This window comes from Actinomyces bovis (assembly GCF_900444995.1).
Classification (GTDB): domain Bacteria; phylum Actinomycetota; class Actinomycetes; order Actinomycetales; family Actinomycetaceae; genus Actinomyces; species Actinomyces bovis.
Genome location: NZ_UAPQ01000007.1, coordinates 16773 through 40388, shown reverse-complemented (window position 1 = coordinate 40388; position 23616 = coordinate 16773). Strand labels below are relative to the sequence as shown.

The 23616-nt window shown below is 65.8% G+C and carries 29 protein-coding genes, 1 tRNA gene and 1 pseudogene; 26 read left to right on the top strand and 5 right to left on the bottom strand.

The features are described from left to right. Positions 1-18: 18 nt before the first annotated feature. The 9 genes and pseudogenes from DR039_RS05785 to DR039_RS05745 all read left to right on the top strand — a co-directional run bounded on the left by DR039_RS05785 (position 19) and on the right by DR039_RS05745 (position 8753). Entirely contained in the window at positions 19-732 is a 714-nt protein-coding gene (locus tag DR039_RS05785; RefSeq protein WP_170166921.1) for a TetR/AcrR family transcriptional regulator, read from the top strand. Between the two features lie 124 nt (positions 733-856). Next, the gene (locus DR039_RS05780) at positions 857-1129 is read left to right on the top strand and encodes a DUF6457 domain-containing protein (protein WP_111836470.1); all 273 of its coding nucleotides are present in this window, start codon (positions 857-859) and stop codon (positions 1127-1129) included. Positions 1130-1148: 19 nt separating this feature from the next. Continuing rightward, complete coding sequence (locus tag DR039_RS05775; protein WP_229116844.1) at positions 1149-2429, top strand: mechanosensitive ion channel family protein; 1281 nt, start codon at positions 1149-1151, stop codon at positions 2427-2429. A 176-nt stretch (positions 2430-2605) separates the two neighbouring features. Further along, positions 2606-3070, top strand: a pseudogene (msrB, locus tag DR039_RS05770) (peptide-methionine (R)-S-oxide reductase MsrB); the annotation flags it as partial. A gap of 122 nt (positions 3071-3192) precedes the next feature. Further along, entirely contained in the window at positions 3193-4317 is a 1125-nt protein-coding gene (locus DR039_RS05765) for an endonuclease/exonuclease/phosphatase family protein (protein ID WP_111836468.1), read from the top strand. A gap of 226 nt (positions 4318-4543) precedes the next feature. Further along, positions 4544-5416 carry an EamA family transporter gene (locus DR039_RS05760; protein WP_229116843.1) on the top strand — a complete coding sequence of 291 codons (873 nt, stop codon included), beginning with the start codon at positions 4544-4546 and terminating at the stop codon, positions 5414-5416. A 245-nt stretch (positions 5417-5661) separates the two neighbouring features. After that, positions 5662-6189: a DUF4870 domain-containing protein gene (locus DR039_RS05755; RefSeq protein ID WP_111836467.1), complete on the top strand. Its 528-nt coding sequence runs from the start codon at positions 5662-5664 to the stop codon at positions 6187-6189. A gap of 360 nt (positions 6190-6549) precedes the next feature. After that, a complete protein-coding gene (locus DR039_RS05750) occupies positions 6550-8124 on the top strand; it encodes a DEAD/DEAH box helicase (protein WP_111836466.1) in 1575 nt (524 codons plus the stop codon). Between the two features lie 398 nt (positions 8125-8522). Then, positions 8523-8753 (top strand): helix-turn-helix transcriptional regulator, encoded by a 231-nt coding sequence (locus tag DR039_RS05745; RefSeq protein ID WP_111836465.1) that lies wholly within the window; start codon positions 8523-8525, stop codon positions 8751-8753. 52 nt (positions 8754-8805) lie between these two features. On the opposite strand, the gene DR039_RS05740 is transcribed toward DR039_RS05745, so the two are convergent. Further along, positions 8806-9438, bottom strand: coding sequence for an NAD(P)H-dependent oxidoreductase (locus tag DR039_RS05740; RefSeq protein WP_111836464.1), 633 nt, complete (start codon positions 9436-9438; stop codon positions 8806-8808). Between the two features lie 253 nt (positions 9439-9691). On the opposite strand from DR039_RS05740, the gene DR039_RS05735 reads away from it, so the two are divergent. From DR039_RS05735 to DR039_RS05725, 3 genes are read left to right on the top strand one after another with little or no spacing between them, the layout of a single operon-like run. Continuing rightward, entirely contained in the window at positions 9692-10363 is a 672-nt protein-coding gene (locus tag DR039_RS05735; RefSeq protein WP_111836463.1) for a type I restriction enzyme HsdR N-terminal domain-containing protein, read from the top strand. A 4-nt stretch (positions 10364-10367) separates the two neighbouring features. After that, a complete protein-coding gene (locus DR039_RS05730; RefSeq protein ID WP_111836462.1) occupies positions 10368-11288 on the top strand; it encodes a hypothetical protein in 921 nt (306 codons plus the stop codon). A gap of 24 nt (positions 11289-11312) precedes the next feature. Then, positions 11313-11819, top strand: a complete 507-nt coding sequence (locus tag DR039_RS05725; RefSeq protein WP_111836461.1) for a hypothetical protein — start codon at positions 11313-11315, stop codon at positions 11817-11819. Positions 11820-12139: 320 nt separating this feature from the next. Here the strand turns inward: DR039_RS05725 and DR039_RS05720 are convergent. Together DR039_RS05720 and DR039_RS11250 are read right to left on the bottom strand one after the other, a co-directional pair. Beyond that, a tRNA-Lys gene (locus tag DR039_RS05720) sits at positions 12140-12210 on the bottom strand. A 98-nt stretch (positions 12211-12308) separates the two neighbouring features. After that, positions 12309-12716, bottom strand: a complete 408-nt coding sequence (locus tag DR039_RS11250; protein WP_172458367.1) for a hypothetical protein — start codon at positions 12714-12716, stop codon at positions 12309-12311. Positions 12717-12743: 27 nt separating this feature from the next. On the opposite strand from DR039_RS11250, the gene DR039_RS05710 reads away from it, so the two are divergent. The 14 genes from DR039_RS05710 (at position 12744) to DR039_RS05645 (ending at position 21958) form a co-directional block, all read left to right on the top strand. Further along, positions 12744-13235 carry a single-stranded DNA-binding protein gene (locus DR039_RS05710; RefSeq protein ID WP_111836459.1) on the top strand — a complete coding sequence of 164 codons (492 nt, stop codon included), beginning with the start codon at positions 12744-12746 and terminating at the stop codon, positions 13233-13235. A 30-nt stretch (positions 13236-13265) separates the two neighbouring features. Continuing rightward, on the top strand, positions 13266-13460 hold the full coding sequence (locus DR039_RS05705) for a hypothetical protein (protein WP_111836458.1): 195 nt from the start codon (positions 13266-13268) through the stop codon (positions 13458-13460). After that, complete coding sequence (locus DR039_RS05700) at positions 13453-14238, top strand: ParA family protein (protein ID WP_111836457.1); 786 nt, start codon at positions 13453-13455, stop codon at positions 14236-14238. The genes DR039_RS05705 and DR039_RS05700 overlap by 8 nt, the downstream gene beginning before the upstream one ends. Then, positions 14235-14636 carry a hypothetical protein gene (locus DR039_RS05695; protein ID WP_111836456.1) on the top strand — a complete coding sequence of 134 codons (402 nt, stop codon included), beginning with the start codon at positions 14235-14237 and terminating at the stop codon, positions 14634-14636. Before DR039_RS05700 ends, DR039_RS05695 begins: the two co-directional genes overlap by 4 nt. A 40-nt stretch (positions 14637-14676) precedes the next feature. After that, on the top strand, positions 14677-15546 hold the full coding sequence (locus DR039_RS11690) for a tyrosine-type recombinase/integrase (protein ID WP_111836455.1): 870 nt from the start codon (positions 14677-14679) through the stop codon (positions 15544-15546). A 12-nt stretch (positions 15547-15558) separates the two neighbouring features. Next, complete coding sequence (locus DR039_RS05685) at positions 15559-15825, top strand: hypothetical protein (RefSeq protein WP_111836454.1); 267 nt, start codon at positions 15559-15561, stop codon at positions 15823-15825. A gap of 22 nt (positions 15826-15847) precedes the next feature. After that, on the top strand, positions 15848-16189 hold the full coding sequence (locus DR039_RS05680; protein ID WP_111836453.1) for a CopG family ribbon-helix-helix protein: 342 nt from the start codon (positions 15848-15850) through the stop codon (positions 16187-16189). 44 nt (positions 16190-16233) lie between these two features. Continuing rightward, entirely contained in the window at positions 16234-17745 is a 1512-nt protein-coding gene (locus DR039_RS05675; protein WP_111836452.1) for a ParB N-terminal domain-containing protein, read from the top strand. 3 nt (positions 17746-17748) lie between these two features. Beyond that, positions 17749-18624 (top strand): DNA adenine methylase, encoded by an 876-nt coding sequence (locus DR039_RS05670; protein WP_111836451.1) that lies wholly within the window; start codon positions 17749-17751, stop codon positions 18622-18624. A 94-nt stretch (positions 18625-18718) separates the two neighbouring features. Then, positions 18719-18925, top strand: a complete 207-nt coding sequence (locus DR039_RS05665) for a hypothetical protein (RefSeq protein WP_111836450.1) — start codon at positions 18719-18721, stop codon at positions 18923-18925. 75 nt (positions 18926-19000) lie between these two features. Continuing rightward, positions 19001-19879 carry a tyrosine-type recombinase/integrase gene (locus DR039_RS05660; protein WP_111836449.1) on the top strand — a complete coding sequence of 293 codons (879 nt, stop codon included), beginning with the start codon at positions 19001-19003 and terminating at the stop codon, positions 19877-19879. Between the two features lie 131 nt (positions 19880-20010). Beyond that, positions 20011-20595 (top strand): NYN domain-containing protein, encoded by a 585-nt coding sequence (locus tag DR039_RS05655; protein WP_111836448.1) that lies wholly within the window; start codon positions 20011-20013, stop codon positions 20593-20595. A 190-nt stretch (positions 20596-20785) separates the two neighbouring features. Continuing rightward, entirely contained in the window at positions 20786-21334 is a 549-nt protein-coding gene (locus DR039_RS05650; protein WP_111836447.1) for a recombinase family protein, read from the top strand. Between the two features lie 372 nt (positions 21335-21706). Next, on the top strand, positions 21707-21958 hold the full coding sequence (locus DR039_RS05645; RefSeq protein WP_111836446.1) for a hypothetical protein: 252 nt from the start codon (positions 21707-21709) through the stop codon (positions 21956-21958). Positions 21959-22162: 204 nt separating this feature from the next. Here DR039_RS05645 and DR039_RS05640 read toward each other — a convergent pair whose 3' ends face one another. Beyond that, the gene (locus DR039_RS05640; RefSeq protein ID WP_126622335.1) at positions 22163-23206 is read right to left on the bottom strand and encodes a peptidoglycan DD-metalloendopeptidase family protein; all 1044 of its coding nucleotides are present in this window, start codon (positions 23204-23206) and stop codon (positions 22163-22165) included. Continuing rightward, entirely contained in the window at positions 23203-23586 is a 384-nt protein-coding gene (locus DR039_RS05635; RefSeq protein ID WP_111836444.1) for a glutaredoxin domain-containing protein, read from the bottom strand. Before DR039_RS05635 ends, DR039_RS05640 begins: the two co-directional genes overlap by 4 nt. Between the last annotated feature and the right edge of the window lie 30 nt (positions 23587-23616).

Below are 23616 nucleotides of genomic sequence, written 5' to 3'. Positions count from 1 at the left end.
CCAGTGGAGGAGGCGCCAGTGCCACGCACCGCGCAGGATGACCCGCGCTATCAGCGAGTGCGCGGCAGTCTGGTTCAGGCTGCCGCCCGGCTGGGGCGGGAACGCACGGTCGACGCCGTCGCCATCTCTGAACTCACCGCTCTAGCAGGAGTCTCACGCTCCGCCTTCTATGCCCACGCCACCTCACCAGCTGACCTGCTCGCCAGCTACCTCCTGGAAAAGCTGACCCCATACCTGGACCGTCTGGGCAACCTGTTGGAGGAAGAGCCGGACAATTTTGTGACCGCCTGGAGGGGCCTGTATGTGGAGGTGCTGCACACCATCCGCGAGGACCAGGAGATCTACCAGCACGTCTTCGGCGACCACGGCTCACCCGCCGTCGTCGGGCGTTTGCGCCAGCGCTTCCGGCAGACCGCCGAGGAATTCGTACAGAGCTTCATCACGCATCTAGAGGAGCCCGTATCCGAGCTGTGGGTCAACATGGCCGTGTCCCAGCACGTTTCCAACACCGTGGTGATTATTGAGTCCTGGTTGCGCACAGGTATGCGGGAGGAACCGGGCGACGTCGTAGACACCTTTATTCTCCTGGCGCCGCCCTGGCAGCTGGTGCGACTCTCGCCCACCGGCGTGGCCAGCCTGGGGCGTCGCCATCTACTGGAGACTCTCGCCGCCCAGGGACAGGGGACACTCCCCGGCACCGCGACCCCGGCAGCACCTACGAGAAACAGCTGACAGGACACAGCCGGAAGGATTTAGCAACCCGGACTCGCGGTGATTCGGAGACGGGCGAGGCCAGAACGTGTTAAACAGGCGCTGCTAGCAGAGTTCACGGGATAGACAGATTAAAGGAGCGAGTATGGGACGCACTGAGGCTGACGAGACCGCCAAGATGGAGCAGATGCGCCACTGGCTGGACGCACTGTGTACTGAGTTGCAGTTGGACCCCACAGTGGTGCAAGACCCAGAGACCCCTCTGCTAAAGCTCATCTCCACTGTGGCGCACGGACCTTCGCGGCCCGGTGCTCCCATGACCGCCTTTGTGGTGGGCTACGTGGCGGCAAGCACCGGCAGGCCCACCGCGGAGGTCATCGCCCAGGTGCAGCGCCTGGCGGAAGGCTGGGAGCAGTAACCGGCTCTACGCTGGGCGCATGCCTTTGACCTCTACCTACGCTGCCGTCCCGGCCCTGGCGGGAATCGCTGCGCCCGTGCCGGTGGCGCTGGGGATGCCTGGACCCGCTGCATCTACTCTCACGCCCGCCCAGACCTTCTTGGCTGCGGCGACGCCGTCGCCTAGCCCCGGCGTTGTAGAAGAGGCCGCCCAGGCCGTGGTGAAGGCCAGCGCCACGCTGCTCTCTTTTCTGCTGCGAGGCGGAATCGGGATAGTCCTGGGGCTGGTAGCTGCTGCAGCCTTAGTTGGAGTGCTGTCCCTGATGGCTCGCCGCCAACCTCTGTGGCGTGAAGTCCATAAGTACGGCCGCCGTCCCCTTTACCTGGGGGGTGCGCTGCTCGGTGCCTGGCTCGGCACATTCACCACTTTTCTGTACGTGGAGATGCCCGCCTGGGGGCTGCTGGCTAGCAGGCTGCTGCTGGTCGGGGTGGTGCTGTCTGGAACCTGGTTCGTGGTCGGATTGGCAAAGGCAGCTGAAGCCGGCATCCTCTCCGCCTTCAAAGACAGTGACTCCGGGCGTCGCAACCGAGTACGTACCCAAACCCAGGTGCTGCGCCGCGTCATTGAGACCGTGATTATGGTCTGCGGCGTGGTCGGGGCCGCCATGGTCTTCCCCAGCGCGCGCCTGGCCATGGGCTCCCTGCTGGCTTCAGCGGGCCTAGTCTCCGTGATCGCAGGGCTGGCGGCCCAGTCCACCCTAGGGAATGTCTTTGCCGGGCTGCAGCTGGCCGCCACTGACGCGATTCGCGTAGGCGACGTCGTCAAGGTGGAAGAACAACAGGGCACGGTGGAGGAAATCACCCTCACCTACGTGGTGGTGCGCCCCTGGGATGACCGCCGCATGATCTTCCCCTCCAGCCAGTTCACCCAACACCCCTTCTCGAACCTGTCCCGGCGGGGCACCCAGGTCACCGGCACCATGAACTTGGAGCTCGACTTCCGGGTGCCGGTGGCGCGAGTGCGCGCTGAGCTGGAGCGGATCGTGGCAGCCCAGGCCGACTGGGACGGGCGCGAGGCCAGTCTGCAAGTCACCGACGCCACCAAAGGCGCGGTGACCCTGCGGATTGTGCTCAGCGGTCGGGATACAGCCAATGTCTTTGGGCTGCAATGCCAGGTGCGCGAGCAACTGCTGGCCTGGCTGCAGACCGAGGCGCCGGAGGCCTTGCCTCAGCTGCGGGTGATTACAGAGGCGAGCGGAGCCACTGCTGGCGGGCTGTCGCGGGCGCAAGAGCATACGGCGCCGCCCAGCCGAGGACGCTAGACCGCCCGCCTCTAGCTCGCGGCAGGCAGGGGCGACGCCGTCGCTCTGGCGAAAATGTGAGATTCGAGGAGACGGGAAGGGGTTCCGGCACGGGTGGGGCCTAATGCCAAACTGGCCCCATGACAAAGAAATCCTCCTACTCTGCTCTCACCGGTATCCGGTCCTTCCTAAGCGCCCTGACCAGCCCCGCCGCTGACGATGAGGTTCCTACCAGCCGCCCCGGCGGCGCAGCCGGAGAAGGCACTGACCCCACCACCCTCAGTGATGCGCAGTGGCGGGAGCGCCTGAGCCCCATGGAGTTCCACGTGCTGCGCGAAGCCGGCACCGAACGTGCCTTCACCGGCAAACTCCTAAACGAGAAACGCGAAGGCAGCTACCGCTGCCGAGCCTGCGGGGCCGAACTATTCCGCTCCACCACCAAATTCGACTCCCACTGCGGCTGGCCCTCCTTCTACGATCCCACTAATTCTGAGGCCGTCACCCTGCTGCGCGACACCAGCCATGGCATGGTGCGCACCGAAGTCCGCTGCGCCCGCTGCGACAGCCACCTAGGCCACGTCTTCGACGACGCCCCCCACACCCCCACCGGGCAGCGCTACTGCATGAACTCTGTCAGCCTCAGCTTTGACTCCGACGCGGAGGCCGAGCCTGCCGGTGAGACAGGCACTGGTGCAGGAGCAGGCTCTGCTGCCGCTGCGGAGGACAGCCCTAAAGGCCCGGGCGCTACCACCTCCCGCGCTGAGGCCCCCAACCCGGAGGCCTGATGCTCCGCCTTCTCAGCCTCAACCTGCAGCACGGCGCCATCGGTGCCGGGGCCGCACAGGCCACCGACCCCACCCACCGCGCCCTGGCCGGGAAAGACATCGCTGAGCCCCGCACAGCCCACGCCGCCCTGCAGGCTCTAGCCGAGCAGATCGCAGAGCTTGCCCCCGACGTCGTGCTCCTACAAGAGGTAGACCACCACCAAAAACGCTCCGCCAACCTGGACCAGACCAGCATCCTGGCCAAGCTGCTGGGCATGCCGCACCACCGTTTTGCGGCCGCTTGGGCCGGGCCCGTGGCGGGGCTGCGCCGTCGCCCGCTGCGCAGTGCCCTAGCTGAGGCCGGCGATGAGCTGCTCGGGCCCCTGCGAGCCCTGGTCGGGCTCCCCCCGCAGGGCTTCGGCAACGCGCTTCTCAGCCGCTTTCCCGTGACCACCTGGCGGGTGCAGCGCCTCGGGCGCGGCGCCCCCTCCTGGACCCGCAGCGGCCCCGTGTGGGACCCGCGCGGCTACCGCCTGTGGACCGCTTCCTCCCGCCTAATGCTGACCGCCAGCATTGATTTGCGCGAGGCGACGGCGTCGGCTTCCCCGGCGTCAGGGGAGGTCGGGGCGTTGGGGGCTACGGCGCAGCGCGCTGCCAGCGCCCTCACAGCTACGAGCGGCCAGGCCGATATGCGCACCTGGGCCGATGCGGACCTTCGGGCACCGGAGCCCCAATCCCCAAAGCCCCAAAACTCAGCAAGCAGGCCCCGACTGCCCGAGCATCTAGCCGTAGGCGTCACCCACCTAGCCACCAACACGGCCACCGCCCGTCGCCAACTCGCCGACGCCTGGCGCGGCCTATCCACCCTGCCCGGCCCGCATATGCTGGGCGGAGATATGAACCTCTGGGAAGAGGAGGTGGCTGCGCTTGGCGTGGCACGGCCCGTCGGCACGGGTGACACCTATCCGGCAGGCATTCCCGACCATCGCATCGACCACTTCCTCACCGACCCCTGGCCCGCAGGCCCCAATGGCCTGCCCGACCCCACCGGCCAAGGTGTTTTGCGGGCAGTGGGATGGGGGACACGCAGCTTCGTCATCTCCGACCACGCAGGCACCTGGGTGGACCTGGAACTAAGCAGCTGACGCAGCTGCGCGCCGGTCCGCGCCATAGCGTGCCTCTGGGCTTGAGCTTCGCTGGGACCGTCCCCGCGCTTGGCCGTGAGTGCGCGGTTGGGCGGGCACACCGGCGTCGTCGTCCCACCAGGCGGACCAGCAGCACCAAGACCACTGCAGCGAGCCGACAGCGGAGGATACCCACTTGATTCCAGCGAATTGAGGGGCAGCGCGGTCAACAGCGCACAATTGGCCCGTGCCAGTCCCCACCTCAACCCTCACCGGCCGCGTGCGCGGCATCCTCGACCGCGTGCCCGCGCCCCTTTTGTTCTGCGCTGCCGGGGGTTCGGCATATATCGGGGCAGGCTTTGCCGTCACCCTCTTCGCCCTCATGCCACCCACCACCGCGGCCTGGTGGCGCATCACCATCGGCGCCATCGTGCTCATGGCTTGGCGCCGGCCCTGGCGACTCCACTGGACCCGGCGGGAGTTGGCCACCGCCGCCATGTTCGGCCTCGCCACCGCCACCATGAACGTCATCTTCTACGCCGCCATCAAATACCTGCCGCTAGGCACCGCCGTCTCCCTAGAGTTCGTGGGGCCCGTGGCTGTCGCCCTGGCCACCGGCAGGGGCTGGCGACCCCGCGTAGCCGCTTTCCTGGCCCTGGCCGGGGTGGCCTCAATTTCTGGGCTGGGCCTCGACCTGAGCGATTCCCGCCAGCGCTTGGGCGTGCTGCTGGCGCTCGCGGCTGGGACTGCCTGGGCCGGTTACATCTTGCTGGGGCGCAAAGTTGCCTCCGCCGGAAGCGGCCTGGACTCGCTGGCGCTCGCTTCGGTGGCGGGCTTCCTGTTCTACCTGCCGCTAGCGGCCACGACGGCGGGGCGGGCTTTTAACTCCGTGGGCACGCTGCTGACGGTGCTCGGGGTGGGGCTGGCCTCCACCGTGATCCCATTTGTGCTGGACCAAGTGACCCTCAAGCGCCTACAGGCCTCCACTTTCTCCCTGCTCTCCGCCCTGTTGCCCGCCACCAGCCTGGCCGTGGGCGTGCTCATGCTCGGGCAGGTGCCTAATGCCTGGGAACTGCTGGGGTTGCTGTTGGTTTCTGTGGCGGTGGCCCTGGCTCGCTGAAGCTGGGGCGGGGCCGGGGAGTGCGGCTGCCACTGCTGACGCACACCTCGATCTGCTGAAGCTGGGCAGGCGGGGGTGTGCGGCTCGATTGACCCAGGTCTGGATTGTTCGGGCTGGCCGGTGGCTGAGGGGACGTGGGGGCGCTAGCGCGCTGTGGAGTAGCCCGCGCCCGCTGCCAGGCCATAACGAGCTTGCTGGTATAGGGTCTTTGAGCCAGCAAGGAATCCCTGACCGTTGGAGGAAAAATGCAAGACTCTGCTTACCCCGGCCAGACGCCGCAGAACGATTCCCCACAGCCCCCGCAGGCTGGCGGTGGGGTTCCCGGCGCGATGTACCCGGGAACCCCCGGTTACGCGGCTGCGGGCCTGTCAAACCCGTACTCCAACCAGGTTCCGAGCACCTGCGCTGCCCCTTGGCTGTTGGGGCTGCTGGGCGTGGCTCCTATCTTGGGAGTCCTAACTGGGTTCCTCCAGGCTGGGGTCGGCTTGGCTATGGGAAACCAAGCCCCTGAGCCCGCGCGGACCCAGGCCAGGCAAGCAGCGAGTTGGGGGCTGACCTACTCCATCTTGGCGGTGCTCCTGTTGAGTGCCCACTTATACCTCCTCTTCACCATGACTCGGGACAAGCCCGTCAAGGAGTTCTTCCCCTTGGGAATCCCGATCACGATCTTCGGTCTGCTCACGCTGGTGCACCTAATCCTGGCCGTGGTTGGTGGCGTGCGCGCATCCAAGGGCAAGACCATGCCTTTCTACGGGGTCCCCTTCTTCCGCTGATCCCAGCAGGCAGCTGGCTTCGCCGAAAAGTGTCCCGAAATGCAGCACTTTGAATCCAGGCTCGCGCGCTCTCCGGAACAGATCCGCAGAATCATGCGGATCTTTGAGGCGGGCTAAAGCCGCCGCGCCGCAAAGTACTGCAAAACGTGCCACCCGCGAACCGGAGGAGACCCAGGTCATGGCGGAAACCGCCAAGAGGCGGCACAATTACCACTCGGCCCGGCAACCTGCTGTGGCCAGGTGCCCCAGCGTCGGGGGCAACCCCAGCGGCTTTGCCGCAGTTGAGCTTGATACCGGCGCCTTCGCACCGTCGCGCCCAGGATCGGTGCCTGGGCGCCCGGCTCAACCGACAGGACCCCCGTGCCCAATCACTCCGCCAAACCGCCCACATCTGCGCCTAAGACAGCAGGCAAGACCCGGGTAGCCACTGCCTCCTCAACCGCTAAGGCGCCCGCCACTAAGGCCCCCACCTTCGCCGCCCTAGGCGTTGACCCAGACCTCGTCGCCGACCTCAAGCGGCGCGGCTTTACCGCCCCCTTCCCCATCCAGTCCGCCACACTCCCAGACACCCTGGCTGGCAGCGATGTCCTAGGGCGCGGTCGCACCGGCAGTGGCAAAACCCTTGCCTTTTCCCTGCCCTTGGTGCAGCGCCTAGCCGCTGAGGACTGCGCCCGCCCCGGCCACCCCATCGGCTTGGTCCTAGCCCCCACCCGCGAACTCGCCAGCCAGATCGCAGAGGTGATTGAGCCCCTGGCTGCCGCCGTGGACATGACTGTCACCACGCTCTTTGGTGGCGTCTCCCAGAAACCCCAAGAGAAGGCCCTGGCGCAGGGCGTGGACGTGATTGTCGCCTGCCCAGGTCGCTTGCTGGACCTCATGAACCAGGGGGTGGTGGCCCTGGACGAGGTCGGTGTGACCGTCATTGACGAAGCTGACCACATGGCCGACCTGGGCTTCCTGCCCTCCGTGCGTCGCATCTTGCGCGCTACCCCTGCCCGCGGCCAGCGGATGCTGTTTTCCGCCACCTTGGACAACGGCGTGGACAAGCTTGTAGACGAGTTCCTGCACCGGCCTGTGCAGCACGCTGTCGACTCGGACGCTTCCCCGGTGGCCAGCATGGAGCACCGCGTCTGGCTGCTGGCCGACAAAACTGCCAAAGACGGTGTGATGACGCGCCTGGCCTCCGGCACCGGGCAGCGCATCCTGTTCACGCGCACCAAGCATCTGGCCCGCCGCATTGCGCGCAAGTTGGTGGCTCACGGCATTCCCGCCGTCGAACTGCAAGGCAATATGAGCCAAAATGCCCGCGAACGCGCTATGCGGGCCTTCTCCAGCGGGCAGGTGCACGTCATGGTGGCCACCGATATTGCCGCCCGCGGCATTGACGTTTCAGGTGTGGAGCTGGTGGTGCATGTTGACCCTCCCGCCGAGCACAAGGCCTACCTGCACCGCTCTGGCCGCACCGCCCGCGCTGGTGCTGCGGGCGTGGTGGTCACGCTGGTGCTGCCCGAGCAGCGCAAGGACGTGGAGGTGCTGCTTAAGAAAGCCAAGATTAAGGCGCAGATTGAACGCATCCGTCCTGATGCCGACGCCGTAGCCGCGCTGGTGGGCCAGGTGGCTGAACCCGTCGCGCTAGAGGAGATGCCCGAGGGCGTGGCGATTAAGGGCGGGCCGGTGGTGTCTGCGAAGGCGGGAACTGGCCGGAGGCCGGCTGGCCGGAGTGCTGCAGGTCGGGGTGGGCGCTCAGCTAAGCGGGGCGGAGCTAAGCCCAGCGCTGCAAAGGCCACCGGCGGGCGGACTGCTAAGGCCGGTCACAGCTCAGCCGGGGCGCATGGTTCAAGATCCGCCGCGCCGAAGGCTACCGGCGGGAAGGCGCGGGGAACTCGTCCGGCTGGAACCCGACGCGGTGGCACAAGCTATCGCCACACGCATTGAAGCGGCCCTGACCCACGGCGTGGGGCGGAGAATCCCGATCCCGATCAAGCCCAAGGCCCCTGCTAAATCCGCTCGCGTTCACGATCTTCTGAGACTGACCACGCAGCAGCAACGGCAAGCACGGGATATGAGTGAGATTGGGGCTTGGAAGTAATCGAAGTACCTCCGAGACCACACTCCTGCCAGAATACTTACTACGCAGCCCTTTCGGAGAGGAACACATCATGATGGCCACCAAGAGCGCCAAGGTTAGCGCCGCAGCACTAGCCGCCATCGCGCTCCCGCTCGCCTGGGCAACCCCAAGGCCACCCCAGCAATCGCCATCACCTCGTGGACGCTTCTAGGCTGCGCCGTCCTCGCCGCCCTGCGCTACGAGCGCCGCCACCAGGAGTGCCACCGTGGCTGAGCCAGCCCGCTACCTCGGGCTATCAGCTCTAGCTGAGCGGGCCGGAATCAGCCGAAACACCGCCAGCAGCTACGCTGCGGGCGGCTACCTACCGCCCCCGGACGCGCTCATTATCGAGGGTGCCCGCGAGGTGCGCGGTTGGCTGCCGAGCACCGTCGACCAGTGGCTTGCCAGCCGCCCCGGGCGCGGTGCACGCACAGATCTGCGCAAGCCGACCACCTGACCTACGCGCACTGAACCGGCCCTGACCCGCGGCGCGGAGCCGTGGAGTAGAGTTAGTTTCCGGCAGTTTGGAGCCGCTCCACCTGCCGGGCGCCTGCTCGTGCGACCCGCGCTAGGAAGGCTCGACGCCGCTGCGGGGTGTCAGCTTTGCCCTCCATTCCGCCTAGTACGAGGCGCTGAGTGACCCGCATGCCGCAGTAGCCCAGCACGGCTCGCCCCACCCGGGACACAGAGTTGACTGGCGCCAGTCGGGTCCAGGCTGCCGGGCCGTGGGAGGTGGTGATAATCGTGGCCGTGCGGCCTGCGAGTAGTTGTTCTGGCCGGAGCTTCCCAATGCGATAGCGGTAGGCGACGCCGGGGGTGAGGACGCGGTCGAACCAGCCTTTCAGCAGTGAGGGTTCGGCCGACCACCAGGTGGGGAAGACCAAGGCCAGGTGGTTGCAGGCCCGCAGTTCCGCCTGAGAGTGGGTGATGAAGGGATCGTCGGCCATGCGCTCGCGGTAGCCGTAGCGCAGGACCGGGTCAAAGTCGGCGGCGGCTAGGTCTAGGAGCGTCACCTGCGCCCCTGCCCGCTTGGCGCCCACGGCGTAGGCGCGTGCCAGGGCGTGGGAGTAGGACTGTTCGTCAGGATGTCCGGCGACTACTAGGACGCGCGGCTGGCGGGGATGCGACGTCGTTGTGCTCATCCACCCAGGGTAGGCGCGGGGGAGCGGTGGCTTGCTGTTTTGGTTGTCGGTGTGCCTGCGAGCCTTTACGACTGGCGGCTATGCTGACCAAACGCTATGCGGTAACTTGCGGAATGCGTCGGTTGGCGCAAGGATCTAGGGGAGGAGCCCCAATCCGCCCCAAACATTGATCGCTGATACCTTTAGTGATTCCCCTCCCCTTGAAATTAGGAGATACTCCAATGGCTGATACCCCTAGGTCTAAGACCCCGAAATGGGAACCGAGACTCGTGAGCGCCTGCGTAAGGTCGCACGCAACATGCTCAAGCCAGCCGCAGAACTCGTGGCCCGGGACGCGAATGAGGGGGATACTCGCCTGTTTGTTACCGACATCCTTTGTGACGCTCTGGGGTACGACAAGTACTCGGACCTGACAACGGAATACCGGGTAAAGGGAGAGTTTGCGGACTACGGCATCCGGGTAGACCAGCAGTTGGCGGCTTTTGTGGAAGTCAAACGTTGCACTACGAGACTTAACCAGCGGCACTTGCGGCAGGTTGAGATGTACGCCGTAAACGAGGGCGTTGAATGGTTGGTGCTTACTAACGGTCCGCAGTGGCAGGTGTACAAGCTTATCGCAGGCCTACCAGTGACCATTGACTTGGTTCTCGAACTGGATCTCTTGGCGGATGGCATGACTGCCGCTAAGGCTGCCGCCGCTTTGTTCCCTCTGTCCAAGGAGTCTTTCGGGCGCGGGCAGATAGAGGAACTTTGGAAAGAACGAGCAGCGACGGCTCCTAAGCACCTGGCTGAGGTCATGTTGTCGGAGAAGGTGGTGGACGAGGCTCGAAAGGAACTCAAACGGCGGACGGGGCTGAACGTCGAAGGGGCCGAGCTAGCTCGCCTGCTCCGCGCCGACGTGCTGCGGCCTGATCTGGTGTCCTAAACTCATGCCTCGCTTCACGGCTCATGCCGTGCGGTTCTCGTATCACGAGAAGTACAAACGCAACGCGCAGTCACTTGATCTCGGTCGCTTGCCTGACGGCGACAACTTCCTCGCCTTCGCTCTTGAGGCATGGAATCGCGTGGCTGATCGTGACGAGGACCGGCAGCGCTCCTTCGTAACGTCTCCTGCCATTGTCACAGGGCGAGTCGCATTGCTCAAGGGGAGGGTGGGGCACTACGGGGCGCCCGCACAGGTGCGCGACGTGGCTTCAGGGCAGGTCCTACTGACCCATGACGGCAACATCGCGAATGAGCCAGAGGTCCGGCTCGTCATCGCTGTGCCTGGAGAGACTCCCTGCATCAGTGCATATATGGTGGTGGAGGAAATCCCAGAGGGAACGCTGAAAAAGCCGTATTTGGACGCACTCAAGGAGCTGTGGAATGTGCGGTACCCCAAGTTCACTCTCGTTATCAAGAATGTCAGCGAGGCTGAGGGCTGGCTTGAGACCGCATCCATGGCGGAGATGACGGTGACCTACCTAGATCAAAGCCGAGACCTGTCCGACTACGGACAAGGGACCGTAGCAGGGAACGTGCACTTCGTCTTAAAGCCCCCGAAGGGAAAACTCCTCCCTCGCAGGACTCTTGACTGCGTTAAGAAACACCCTGAGATCGCCGGACGGCTCGTGGGCAGGGACGAGTCCGAGCGGCCTGACTCCATCACTGTGCGAATGCGTGGGGAAGACGGCAAGGAGAAGACATTCGCTATCGACCAGGAACGCACTCCGCTCGCTCGTTGGGTTTTCAGTGACTGGGGTGTACCCGCACTGAATGACGATGAGCACCGCAGTCGAAGCTTGGAAGAGATCTCTGGACTCCTACAACGTGAGGGTGTCAAATGGAACTCTCGGTGGGAGAAGGACTGAAACCCATTCGAACGGGGGTGCGGCATGACCATGAAGATGGACGTATGGCCCATCGTCACAGATCACCTTGACACGCTTGTCGACCAGCGAGGTGATGGTGGAGCTCCTCGGAGGAGCATCAATGACCTGCTGCTGCAGTACATGATCCCCGTCCTTGTGGGTGTGGCCGTTGCGCTCAGCTCTTTCACGCTGAAGGCTCCGGGAACGCTCCTGGGAGGCGCCGCGATCCTCACGGCGTTCTCTTTCGGTCTCGCCATCTTCGCCTTTCAGACGCGCACCGTAGACAAAACCAGCACCAAGGGCAGTCGACGGTTGCGGCTGCTCGACGAGTTCTTCGCCAACGTCTTGTATTCCGTCATCGTCGGCATAGCCTGGACTATTCTCCTAGTCCTCGCCTCAAGTTTGACGATTGGTGGACTGTTGGCCCGTGCAGGAACTGGACTCATCACTACTGTCGGCCTGCACTACCTCCTTGTCCTGCTTATGTGTGTAAAGCGGCTCAGAGCCGTGTATCGCGACGCCACCCGTTGATCCCACAGCAAGCAAGAACAACACCCGCCAACCATGCCAGAGGGATGCAGCCTGGTTGGCGGGTGCCTGCCCTGACCTTGAGCCCCTCACCATCGTCAGCCGCGTTTGGAGGCCGTGAAAAACGGCTACCCCGAGAGGTGGCCGTGCTGACGATGCTCCGGTAACCGGCTCATCGCAAGTACATTCCATCGGCTCTAGGTCCTACATATCGAGCAATAGATGGTGCGGGCAGGCGCTTCAGAGGGGAACGCGGATGCTGGAAACAGTAGATCGGGTGGGCCGCCTCTTAGCTTCGTGTTAAGCAGCCCCCTAAAGATGAGTACCCCCTGTGGGACTCGAACCCACGACCTTCGGATTAAAAGTCCTACGCCACCTGCTGCTGCGCAGGGGTGTTCGACGCATGGCCTGGCTCTCCATCGACTTGTGCCAGCCGATCCACATCTGCTGGCCGACCCGTAGTCGCCAGCACTGCCAGCAGAGCCGTCAGGATCAGATCTGCCAGCAAGTCGCGCAGGGCGGTGATGGTGAATGAGGTCTTATCCCGTAGAGCTGAGCGTTCGCGAGGCGCAGCTCGTCGTCTCGGGCCTGACGACCCTCCTCCGTGAGCTTGAGCAGCGGGAGAGCGGGCTCGTTGAGCTTTGCGACAGTGACGACGTGTCCCTTGCTGCCGCCGCAGCCCCCTATCGCCTTGACCAGCTCGGGGCAATCCAGGCCGAGGTCGCGCTGCTCCAGGAACGCCTCATCGACGCCGTCCACCTCGCAGACGTCCCAGGCGAGGGCTGGCCCGAAGAGCTCGGTGGCCCATAAACGCAAACGGCTGGCCTTGCCGTCGACGCCAGCATTGCTGGCCGGTCTGCTACTGCCAGCAATGCTGTCAGTGCTGGCTGCCCTGAACACCCGACACCAAAGAAAAGAGAGATCATCATGACCGGAGAGCCTGTAATCACCGTCGTCGGTAACCTGGTGGCGGACCCGGAGATGCGCTTCACCCCTAGCGGTGCGGCGGTCGCTTCCTTCCGTGTGGCCTCCACGCCCAGGTCCTTCAACCGCCAGACGAACCAGTGGGAGGACGGCGAGGCGCTGTTCCTGTCCTGCTCGGTGTGGCGGGACACGGCCGACAACGTGGCCTCCTCGCTGAAGAAGGGCATGCGCGTGATCGTGCAGGGCCGTCTGACCCAGCGCTCCTACACCACCCGTGAGGGCGCCAGCCGCACGGTCTACGAGCTGCTGGTGGATGAGGTCGGCCCCTCGCTGCGCTACGCCAAGGCCGAGGTCACCCGCACCCCACGTGCAGGCGGTCCCGGAGGTCAGGGCGGCGGCTACAACGGCGGCGGCCAGGGCTCTGGCGGCTACCAGGGGGGGGCTACCAGCCTCCAGAGGAGTGGGTGGACCCGTGGGCCTCAGGTCCAGCTGTAGGAGACGACTCGCAGGGCTGGGGATAACACCATGATCACCGATCCACCAACGACCACAGCACAGGTTATAAGCGAGGCCCGAGCCGCCTTGGCCGCCTGCACTCAAGGCAACAGGTACGAGAGATGGCAGGCCCAACAAGACCTCAGAGACCGGGCAGAGACATACATCGACTACCTCCTGGAAGAAATCGACCGTATGAAGGAACTGGAGAGCCACGATGGCTGACATCATCGCCGTAGCCAATCAGAAGGGCGGGGTCGGCAAGACCTCCACCGCCATCAACCTTGCCCACCGCCTGGCCGTGGCCGGGAAGCGAGTCCTAGTGATCGACGCCGATCCACAGGCCAACGCCACCACCATCATGGATGCCCAGCTAGACGCCGAGAGCCGCACGCTCAACGACGTCCTGGTGGCCGTTGCGAGCGGCCAGGCTGGTGCCGGCGCTATCGCGGCCGCCATCACCCCCGCCGGTGAGGCATGGGGCCGTATCGACGTTGTGCCCTCCGAGCGGGCGCTCGCCAGCCGGGAGGCCGACAACCGGCCGGGCCGGGAGTTCACGCTCAGGACCGCTCTGGAGGGGGTGGAGCACGACTATGACGTCGTGCTCATCGACTGCCCACCGTCCCTGGGGAGCCTGACCCTGGCCTGCCTGGCGGCAGCCACGCACGTCCTGGTGGTGACCGAGCCCAGGGCCTCCTCGGTCGACGGCGTGGACGAGCTCTTGTCCACCGTCGACACCGTGAGGCGGTACTACAACCCCGGCCTGGAGGTCCTGGGCATCGTCGTGAACAAGTGGCGTGCCGACAGGCAGGACCGAGTGGCCTGGATGGAGCAGCTGCGTCTGGGCCATGATGACCTCATGCTGCCCGACCACCTGCCCGAGCGGGAAGTGGTGGCCACGGCCGCAACCAACCAGGTCCCCGTACCGCGTCGCGAGGCACACGACTACGCCAACGCCATTGACTCGATCGTCGAGCTGCTCACCAAGGAGGTCAGCCGATGAAGCCAGCGCCCAAACCCCGCAAGGCAGTCACGGTCCCCAAGGCCACCGGCCCCGACCCCGCCGAGCTGCCCGCCATTGCCAGCACAGCCAGCACTGCTGTCAATGCTGGCAGAGCCAGCCGTGCTGTCAATGACAGTATTGCTGGCAGTAGCAGAAAAGCCAGCAATGCTGGCGACGCTAGGCGGAAGGTGACCCTCCGCCTGGATGAGGACGTGCTCGGGCGGGCCAGGACCGCCTGGGCCAACAGCCTGGCCCTGGGGGAGGCCACGACCTTCAACGACTGGCTCGTGGCTGCCGTTGAGGCGGCCACGACCGAGGCCGAGGCCCGCCTAAACGGCGGCCGCCCGTTCGCCCCGACCCCAGCAGGCGTGATCCCCAGGGGCCGCCTGGCCCAATAGGCCGTTGGTGTCTCATGGCCCAGGAGGCGGAGGCTGGGCCATGAGACACCACATCCCTGAAACACCTACCGCCCTCCTAGACGTCTGGACCCTAGACATGCAGGCACAGGGACTAGCCGGTCGCACCATCACCGAGCGCCGCCGAGTCGTCGCGCAGCTGGCGGCCACCACCGGAGCCGACCTGCAGGCCCTCACCCCAGGGGTGCTAACCGCCTGGCTGGCCGGGCTTCCCAGTCCTGCCACCAAGGGCGCTTACCACGCCGTGGTCAGGGCCTGGAGCAGGTGGCTGGTCCGCTCAGGCAGACGAACTGACGACCCCACCCTCCTGGTGCCCCACCCCCGTACGCCCACCTGGCTGCCCCGCCCCGTGACCAGTGAGCAACTCGCCGCCGTCCTGGCCCTGCCCCTGCGCCGGGACACAGAAGCCAAGATCATCCTCGGCGCCTATGCAGGTATGCGCGTCCACGAGATCGCCAAGATAAGAGGCCAGGACATCGACCACGTCGCCGCCACGATCACCATCACCGGGAAGGGCGGAACCACTGCGACCCTGCCTGCACACCCAAGAGTGATGGAGCTGGCGCGTGCCTACCCCCGCTCAGGCTACTGGTTCCCCTCACCCACCCGCTCTGGCCGGCACGTGACCCCGAAAGCGGTCGGAGACGTCATAGTCAGCGCCTTCACCAGGGCGGGCACCCCCGCTACCGCCCACCAGCTCCGCCATCACTTCGCCACCGAGCTCCTGCGCACCGGCACCGACAGCCGCGTCGTGCAGACCCTCATGCGCCACGCATCCCTGTCCACCACAGCCCGCTACCTGGCCGTGGACCAGGACCAGCAGCGCACCGCACCGCACTCGACCGGCTCTAAGAGCCAGGAAAAAGGGTGGACACCACCCCCTCTTTGGTAGTACCATACATGTATGGGATTCGAGTTCACGGCCAGCGCCGACAAGCACGGCGTCCCCCACCCCGACGCCGAGCACGCCGTCGTCCACAACGTCGGTTACACCGAGATAACCTCACGCCACCGCGGTACTCGATCCTTCATGTTCGTCGGCCTGCCCCACCCGCAGGCCCTGCGCTACCTAGAGGTCGGTGTGGCCGTTGACGGACGCGGCGGCCGCACTATCTTCCACGCTATGGAGGTCACCGACCTCTACCGCGACCTCATCCCACCCACCGACTAGGACACCTGAGAAAGGTACGCCCATGACCACCAGCAATGTCTTCACCGACGCCGAGCAGGCCTACTACGACCAGCTCGACGAGGATGTCACCGCTGGCCGGGTCCAGCGACTCGGTCACGTCCATCACCGCGACGGTTCCCGCATCAGCGACGAGGAGCTCGACGTGATCCTCGGAGGCCGCCCCAACCTCGGTGCGGCTCGCGCCACCGGCAAGGGGCGCTCCCCGCGCCGTCAGGTGCGCCTGCCAGAGGCCACCAGCGACGCCCTGGACGCCTACGCCGCCGCTCACGGAACCACCCCCAGCGCTGTCATGCGCGAGGCGCTGGAGGCCTACCTCACCAGGCACGCCACCCCCGCAGCCTGAACGCCCTCGCACCCCGCCCCATCCCTTACCGAAAGGCCCGCCCGGTGGACCACAAACCACCCAGACCCCGCGCGATCAGCCGGCTCCACCTCGACCTGCGCAACCCACGACTCGGCCGCCACGACGCCGAAACGGAGGAGCAGGCCAGAGCCCGCCTCCTCGACATGTTCGGGGACAAGATCGTTGTCCTCGCCAAGAGCGTCGCAGAGCACGGACTCAGCCCGGCCGAGTCATGGATCGTCGTCAAGGAGGGTGGCAGGTACGTGGTCCTGGAGGGTAACCGGCGCCTCGTCGCCTGCTACCTGCTGCAGCACCCGGACAAGGCGCCGGCGAGCCTGGCTGGGCGCTTCAAGAGCATCAGAGACGCAGCCAGCATCGACGTCGACGCTATCAAGCCGAGCTGCGTCGAGCTTGAGCGCCGAGCTGACGCGCGCTACTGGATCCAGCTCAGGCACCACGGCGCCGGAGACGGCGAGGGCACCGCCTCGTGGGGGCCCGAGATGGTCTACCTCGACCAGGTCAACAATGGCGGTGCCCGGGTCGAGTGGAACGAGTTCTGGTACTGGCTGGAGGAGGCGTACGACGGCGCCCCGTCCCTGGCCACCCTCATTGACCGGGCTCGACGTGAGCAGTACACGCTCATGGGGCGCGTCTACAACTGGGGTCTCAAGCAGCACCTGAAAGCGACCCTCGGCCCTGACGGCAGGATCCGTACCGACGTCGACCCCAGCAGGATCAGGCCGTTCATCGAGGCGCTCGTTGAAGGCATGCTGAGGAAGCCATCGAAATCGTCCCAAGAGCCCGACAAGAAGGACGTGTTCTCCTCGCGCACGCTCAACACTCAGGCCTCCGCCGAGAGCCTGCTCACCGACCTGTGGGAGCGCACTATCGGCGACAACGACGTCTTCAAGCCCCCGGCACCGCCATCAGGCCCGGGCCCCGTTCCGTCAGGCACGCCCGACACCGACGACGACGTTGAAAAGACGCAACCGACCCCGGCTGACAGCAACGGTGGCCAGCGTCCAGGCAGCGGCAAGTCGTCAACGCCATCGAACAAGCCACGCAAGAGCGAGACCCACCTCTACCACGGCGTGCCATCCAAGAACATGCCAGACAGGGTCAGGGACCTGCTCAGGGAGTGCGCCTCCATCGAGATCAAGACCCACCCGGAGACCGCCTCGGTCATGGCTCGCGTCGTCGTCGAGCTCGCCGTTGACGCCCTCATCCACCACCGTGACCTCCAGCCGAAGAACGGGACAAGGCTCTACGACAAGATCGCTGCCGTGCTGCGCCACCTCGATCCCAAGCTCGACGCCAAGACCCCCGAACGGCCAGAGTTGAGCGGAACGTGGGCAGCCGTACGCACCGACCAAGCTGACGGGCACCTCCTGCGAGACCTCAACGACTGCGTCCACTCCTACCGGTTCACCGCAGCGACCGAGATCGCCGAGAGAGCCAACAGGCTCTTCCCCCCGCTGCTCAACGCCATCAACGACGACCTGGGCAAGCCGGATGCCCCAGCGGTGGCCACGGACAAGGAAAACAGGCAGGCTTGACCCGTGAGGTACCTGTCCCCCCTGCGATACCCCGGCGGCAAGGCCCGCCTGGCCCCCTTCTTCGCACGCGTCATCAACGCCCAGGACCCGGTCCCAACCCACTACGCCGAGCCCTACGCCGGCGGCGCCGGCGCCGCACTACGCCTGCTGACCGACGGCGTCGTCGAGCACATCCACCTCAACGACCTCAACGCCGGCGTCGCCGCCTTCTGGCGCACCGCCACCTGCCCGGACAGATCACGCGCGCTCATCAACCTGATCCAGGACGCGCCCGTGACCATCGAACAGTGGCACCACCAGCGCGCCGTCTACCAGGCCTGCGACAGCGACGACCTCACGCTCGCCTTCGCGACCTTCTTCCTCAACCGCACCAACCGCTCCGGCATCCTCGACGCCCGTCCCATCGGCGGACTGGAGCAGACCGGCCGCTGGAAGATCGACGCCCGATTCAACAAGCCCGCCCTCATCCAGCGACTCAACGCCGTGGCCACGCTCAGCGAACGAATCCACGTCACCCAGCAGGACGGGCTCAGCTTCCTCGCCACCCTCAGGCCACTGGGCGACGACCTGCTCGTCTACGCCGACCCGCCCTACGTCGAGCAGGGCGGCAACCTCTACCTGCACGCTTTCGACGACGACGACCACACCCGTCTCGCTGACCAGCTCCTGGCCGCCCCCTACCCGTGGCTGCTGACCTACGACGACAAGGAGCTCATCTGGGCCGACCTCTACGGCGACGCGCGGTGCGCACGCTTCCCCATCGCCCATACCGCCGCCACCCAGCACATCGGCAGCGAGACTATCGTCTACAGCCCCAGCCTCCACATCCCCACAGGGATCGAGATCACACCCGGCGTTCACGCCCAGTGGGTCAGCTGACCCCAGGCACGCCACCCGTCCGGTGCAGATTCTCAGCGAGACAGCTGCTGGCAGCCAGCCGTCCCCGCCGGCTCAGGCGAAGCTTACGATCCGTATGGACGCCAACGACCTCGGACGTGCCCGCACCGCCTGGCGCATCGCCTGCGCCCAACCCGGCAGCGACTACCCGACCTTCGGACAGTGGGCTGCCAGCGCCCTCATCGCGGCCACCGAGGCCGTCGAGGCCAACCACAACGGCGGCCAGCCCTTCCCACCTACCCCGGCCGGCGTCCTGCCTACAGGAAACGCTGCCCGACGGTAGCCCGCTCGATCATCGCCGCCCGGGCCCCAACCCACCCGACAGCGGAGGAGAGGGGGGCCGGGTGACGCTGACGTCATGAGCGCATCCCTGAAACTCGTCACCGCCGCCAACGCCCGCATCCTCCTCATCGGCACCTGGGCCACCACCATGGCCGGCCAGGGACTGTCCGAGCGCACCATCACTGAGCGCACCCGCGTAATCGCCCAGCTCGCACGAGACACCGGCACCGACCCGGCAGCCCTGACCTCGACCACACTGTCCGCCTGGCTTGCCACCCTCTCAACCCCCGCGACCCGCGAGGCCTACTACTCCATCGTCCGCGCCTGGACCCGGTGGCTCGTGCTCGCCGGCCACCGTGACGATGACCCCACCATCCGCGTGCCCAGACCCCGTGTGCCCGCAGGACGTCCACGCCCCATCACCGACGCCCAGTTCGACGCCGTCCTCGCCCTGCCGCTACGCCGCTCCACCCGAGCTAAGATCCTCCTGGCCGCCTACGCTGGCCTGCGCATCCACGAGATTGCCCGCATCCGTGGCACTGACATCGACCCCATCACCGGCAGCCTCCATGTCGTCGGCAAAGGTGGCCGCGACGACCTCCTACCCGCCCACCCCGTCATCCTCGGCCTCGCAGGCGGGTATCCACGCACCGGTTACTGGTTCCCCTCACCTGCCCGACCAGGCTTACCCGTCAGGCCCCAGACCGTCGGCACGGTCATCTCACGGGCCCTCGACCGTGCCGGTGTCCGGGGGAGCGCGCATCAGCTCCGCCACTACTTCGCCACCGCGCTCCTGCGAGCTGGCGCCGACAGCCGAGTCGTCCAGACCCTCATGCGCCACTCCTCACTGGCCACTACCGGCCGCTACCTCGGCATCGACCCCGACCAACAACGAGCGGCGCTCCACCTCCTACCAGCTCGCCCCACCTTGGGTAGCCTCCATCGAGCTCAGTGACAGCCGATATCACGCCATCGCGCCCGCGTGCTGCCTGTTGCCGCTGTCGCCCGGACGCGGTATGGTTGTCTCATTCCGCCCCGCCATCCTCAGGGATTGGCGGGGTTTTTTTGCCAAGTGAGGTACCCGTCATGGATCGCGTCGCCGTCTTCTTCGACTACCAGAACGTCGCTGGCTGGGCGAAGCGCTGTTTCAACACCGCCGACGGCCACATCTGGCCCAAGGCCACAGCCGAGCTCCTCGTCAGCCGCCGCCGCCGACCCAGCCAGCTCATCGACACCCGCGTCTACCGCGGCCGCCCCAACCCTACTCGCCAGGCCGCCTCCGCCCGCGCCAACGACCGCCAGACAGTCGACTGGGAGGCAACCGGCGTCACCGTCATCCGACGCAACCTCCAGTACCCACCCCAGTGGCCCGACATCCCCGCCTCCGAGAAGGGCATTGACGTCGCCCTCGCCGTCGACCTCGCCAAGTACGCCATGCGTGGCGCCATCGACGCCGCCATCGTATTCACCAGCGACAAAGACATCCTCCCCGCCATCGAACTCGTCTACAACGAGACCCCCTGCCATATCGAACTCGCCTGCTGGAGCGGCGGCCGCCGCCTCCACATCGACGGCACCCAGATCCCCTGGTGCCACTTCCTCACCGAGACGGACTTCCTCCACGTCCAGGACCCCACCGACTACACAGACCTGAACCTCTCCAGCATCTGACACCTCAGCACTCCCATGCCTAATCGGCTGAGTGCTCGGTGGAGGGTAGAGCGGGCTGTGTATCTAAACCGACCCCTTTAGGACACCCCACCCAATCACCGCGACACGCCGAGCACAGCGCGTCCAAAACCCGCGTCCAAAACACCTCCCGTGGCGACGACATCGCACGGGGAAGCGTCATGATGGGGTAGTGACCACCATCGGCTACGCGCGTGTCTCTACCCCTGATCAGTGTCTAGATCTTCAGCTCGACGCTCTGGCGGGGGCGGGGTGCGCCCGCGTGCACACCGACACTGCCTCGGGCGCCCTGGCCGCCCGCCCGGGCTTGGAAGCAGCCCTGGCCAACCTCAATGCCGGTGACACCCTAGTGGTGTGGCGCCTGGACCGCCTGGGGCGGTCCCTGCCCCACCTAGTGGCCACAGTCGAGGAGCTCCACGCCAGGGCAGTGGCCCTGCGCAGCCTGCATGAGGCCATCGACACCACTACCGCCACAGGCCGCCTCATGCTTAACGTTTTCGCGGCCCTGGCTGCCTTTGAGCGTGACCTGGTCGCTGAGAGAACCACTGCGGGGCTGGCGGCCGCCCGCAGGCGCGGCGTCCCTATCGGGCGCCCCAGCGTGTGGAGCCAGGACAAGGCCGAGGCCGCAAGCGCCATGCTGGCCGGCGGGGCCAGCGTCGCGGCCGTCGCCCGCGCATTGGGGGTCTCACGCGCCAGCGTCTACCGTCACGCCCAGCCATAGCAGGGGTCAGGAGCGGCCTGCCCTACGGGCAGACTGCCTGAAAATTCTGCCTGGCCGCGCACCGGCCCAATGACCCATGACGAGCTCACGGACCCTGTTTAGGCCGGTGCGCGGCCTTTTGTGCTCACCGTTAATCCCGTCTCGTGGGACACCCAGCGTAGCCGGGGGGTGGTTCACCGCCTGTCAAGGCACGAGGTGACCCGCTGGCCCTGGTGCTGTCCACACTCCGCAAGCTCCGTGTGCGCAGCACCACCGCGCGGGTCACCTCTCTAGGGCCTTGACAGCCACCACCCCCCGGCTTGACCGGGGTGTGTCCCCCAAGCCCGGGGGACATCGGCTCCTTAGCCGACACACCGCAAGAAAGGTCCAACCATGACCACCTACAGCATTCACACCATATGCCCAGGCCTGGCATGCCTCCTCGACAACGGAGAACGCATAGCAACCCTCGAACGATACGACGACTACCTCTCTCAGTGGCACGGCGAAGGCTGGTTCGCCTACGAATCGCCTAGCCACGCAGACGCGATGGCCAACCAAAACGACCGACTAACATACGCCATCGCTCAAGGACGCACCCGCCGTGAATGCGCCAACGCATTCATCATCCAGCACCTGAACTAACACAGAACGGGGGCGGTGAAACCAAAAGTCTCACCGCCCCCGCCCTCCGAAGCACTCCCCGAAGGATGCCGCAAAATGAAGCGCAGCCCCCGGAAGGGCTGCAAGCCGGAATCTGTTGTGACCCCATTCAAGCTCACTACATATCCTCAATGAAGCGCGGCTCCCGTTAAGGGGAGTAGACAAACCATACCACACACAACGGCTTCACCTCAAGGGGACTCCGCGTTGGGCCATGAACGGCACGGGGTCCGTGGGTTGACCGTTGATCCTGACTTCGAAGTGCAGGTGACAGGCCGTTGACCTGCCTGTTGAGCCGACCACAGCGATCCGCTGGCCCGCAGTGACGGTGTCACCAACTTTCACGAAGATCCCGCTTTCTGGCACATGCAGATAGCTAGTGCTCACGCCACCGCCATGAGCGATAGTGACGGTGCCGGTGTCATCGTCCATGCCGGCGAATTTCACGGTCCCGCCAGCAGCTGCGTAGATCGGCCCGCCACAGCCTCCACCATTGAGGTCTGTACCCTCGTGCAGTGCCTGGTAACCCAGGATGGGGTGCAGACGATAGCCAAACGGACTGGTGATCGGCCCGGATGCTGGCGCCTTCCACTCTCCCCCTTGGCCTGGCTCGTATTCCTCCACCAATGGGGCAGGGGCGGTGAACTCAGCCATACGCGCTTTGATGACCCTGATGTAGTTGGTGGTTTCAGCAAACGGAGGCACGCCCCCGTGCGCAATAACGTTCCCCAGGCCAGCGTTGTAGGCGGCTAGCGCCAGGTCGATGAGGTCTCCTGAAACCCGGCCCGCACCGGCAAGCCCTTTCAAAGACGCAACGTTGTTGCACATGTAGTGGGCTTGGGACCAGATAGCGTCAGCGGGGTTCCACACGTCTGCGATCCCGTCACCGTCCCCGTCCCTGCCAGCGGTGGCCCAGGTGCCCGGCATGAACTGGGCGATCCCTTGAGCCCCGACCGGTGAGGTGGCATTGGGGTTGAAACCGCTTTCTTGTGCCAGCTGGGAGGCCAGCAGCGGCGCGGTGATCTCAGGGCAGACGGTGGCCGCGCGTTCAATCAGCGCGCGGTAGGCCTCGGGCACCTTGCTACTCAGGCCCGTGCCGGTTTGGAGCGTGGGAACCTCAATCTTCTTGGCCTCCTCATCTTGGCTTTCTCCTCCGCTGGCCATCATCAGCGCGAGCATGGCCATCAGCGGCCCCACCAGAACAGTGGTGACCCAGTTCCTTGCCTTCACTGCACCAACCCCCTGCGGGCAGCATTGGGCCGGTGCGCAGGCGGAAGCAGCTGGTGATCCCCACTGCCCCCAGCCAGCACCGGCCCGGCCCCCGCCAGCTCCACCAGCGCTTTGATGCGCTCAGGGCGGAAGCCTGACGATCGCTGACCGTCAGGCCCCTCAACCACCGGGGCTGCCAGCAGCCCCTCAGCCCGCAGCTGAGCCACAATGTCGGGGCGCTGGGACAGATCTACTACCGCGAACTGCACCCCGGCCTTGTCTAGTGCGCGCTGGGTTAAGCGACATGCTGGGCAGTTGGGTTTGGTGTAGATGGTGATCTGCGACAGTGCGCCTGACCGCTCATTGGTCAGCCACGGATTGTTGTCCTGGACCTGTTCCATTGAGGTCTCCTTACAGGTGGGCGAGGTGCC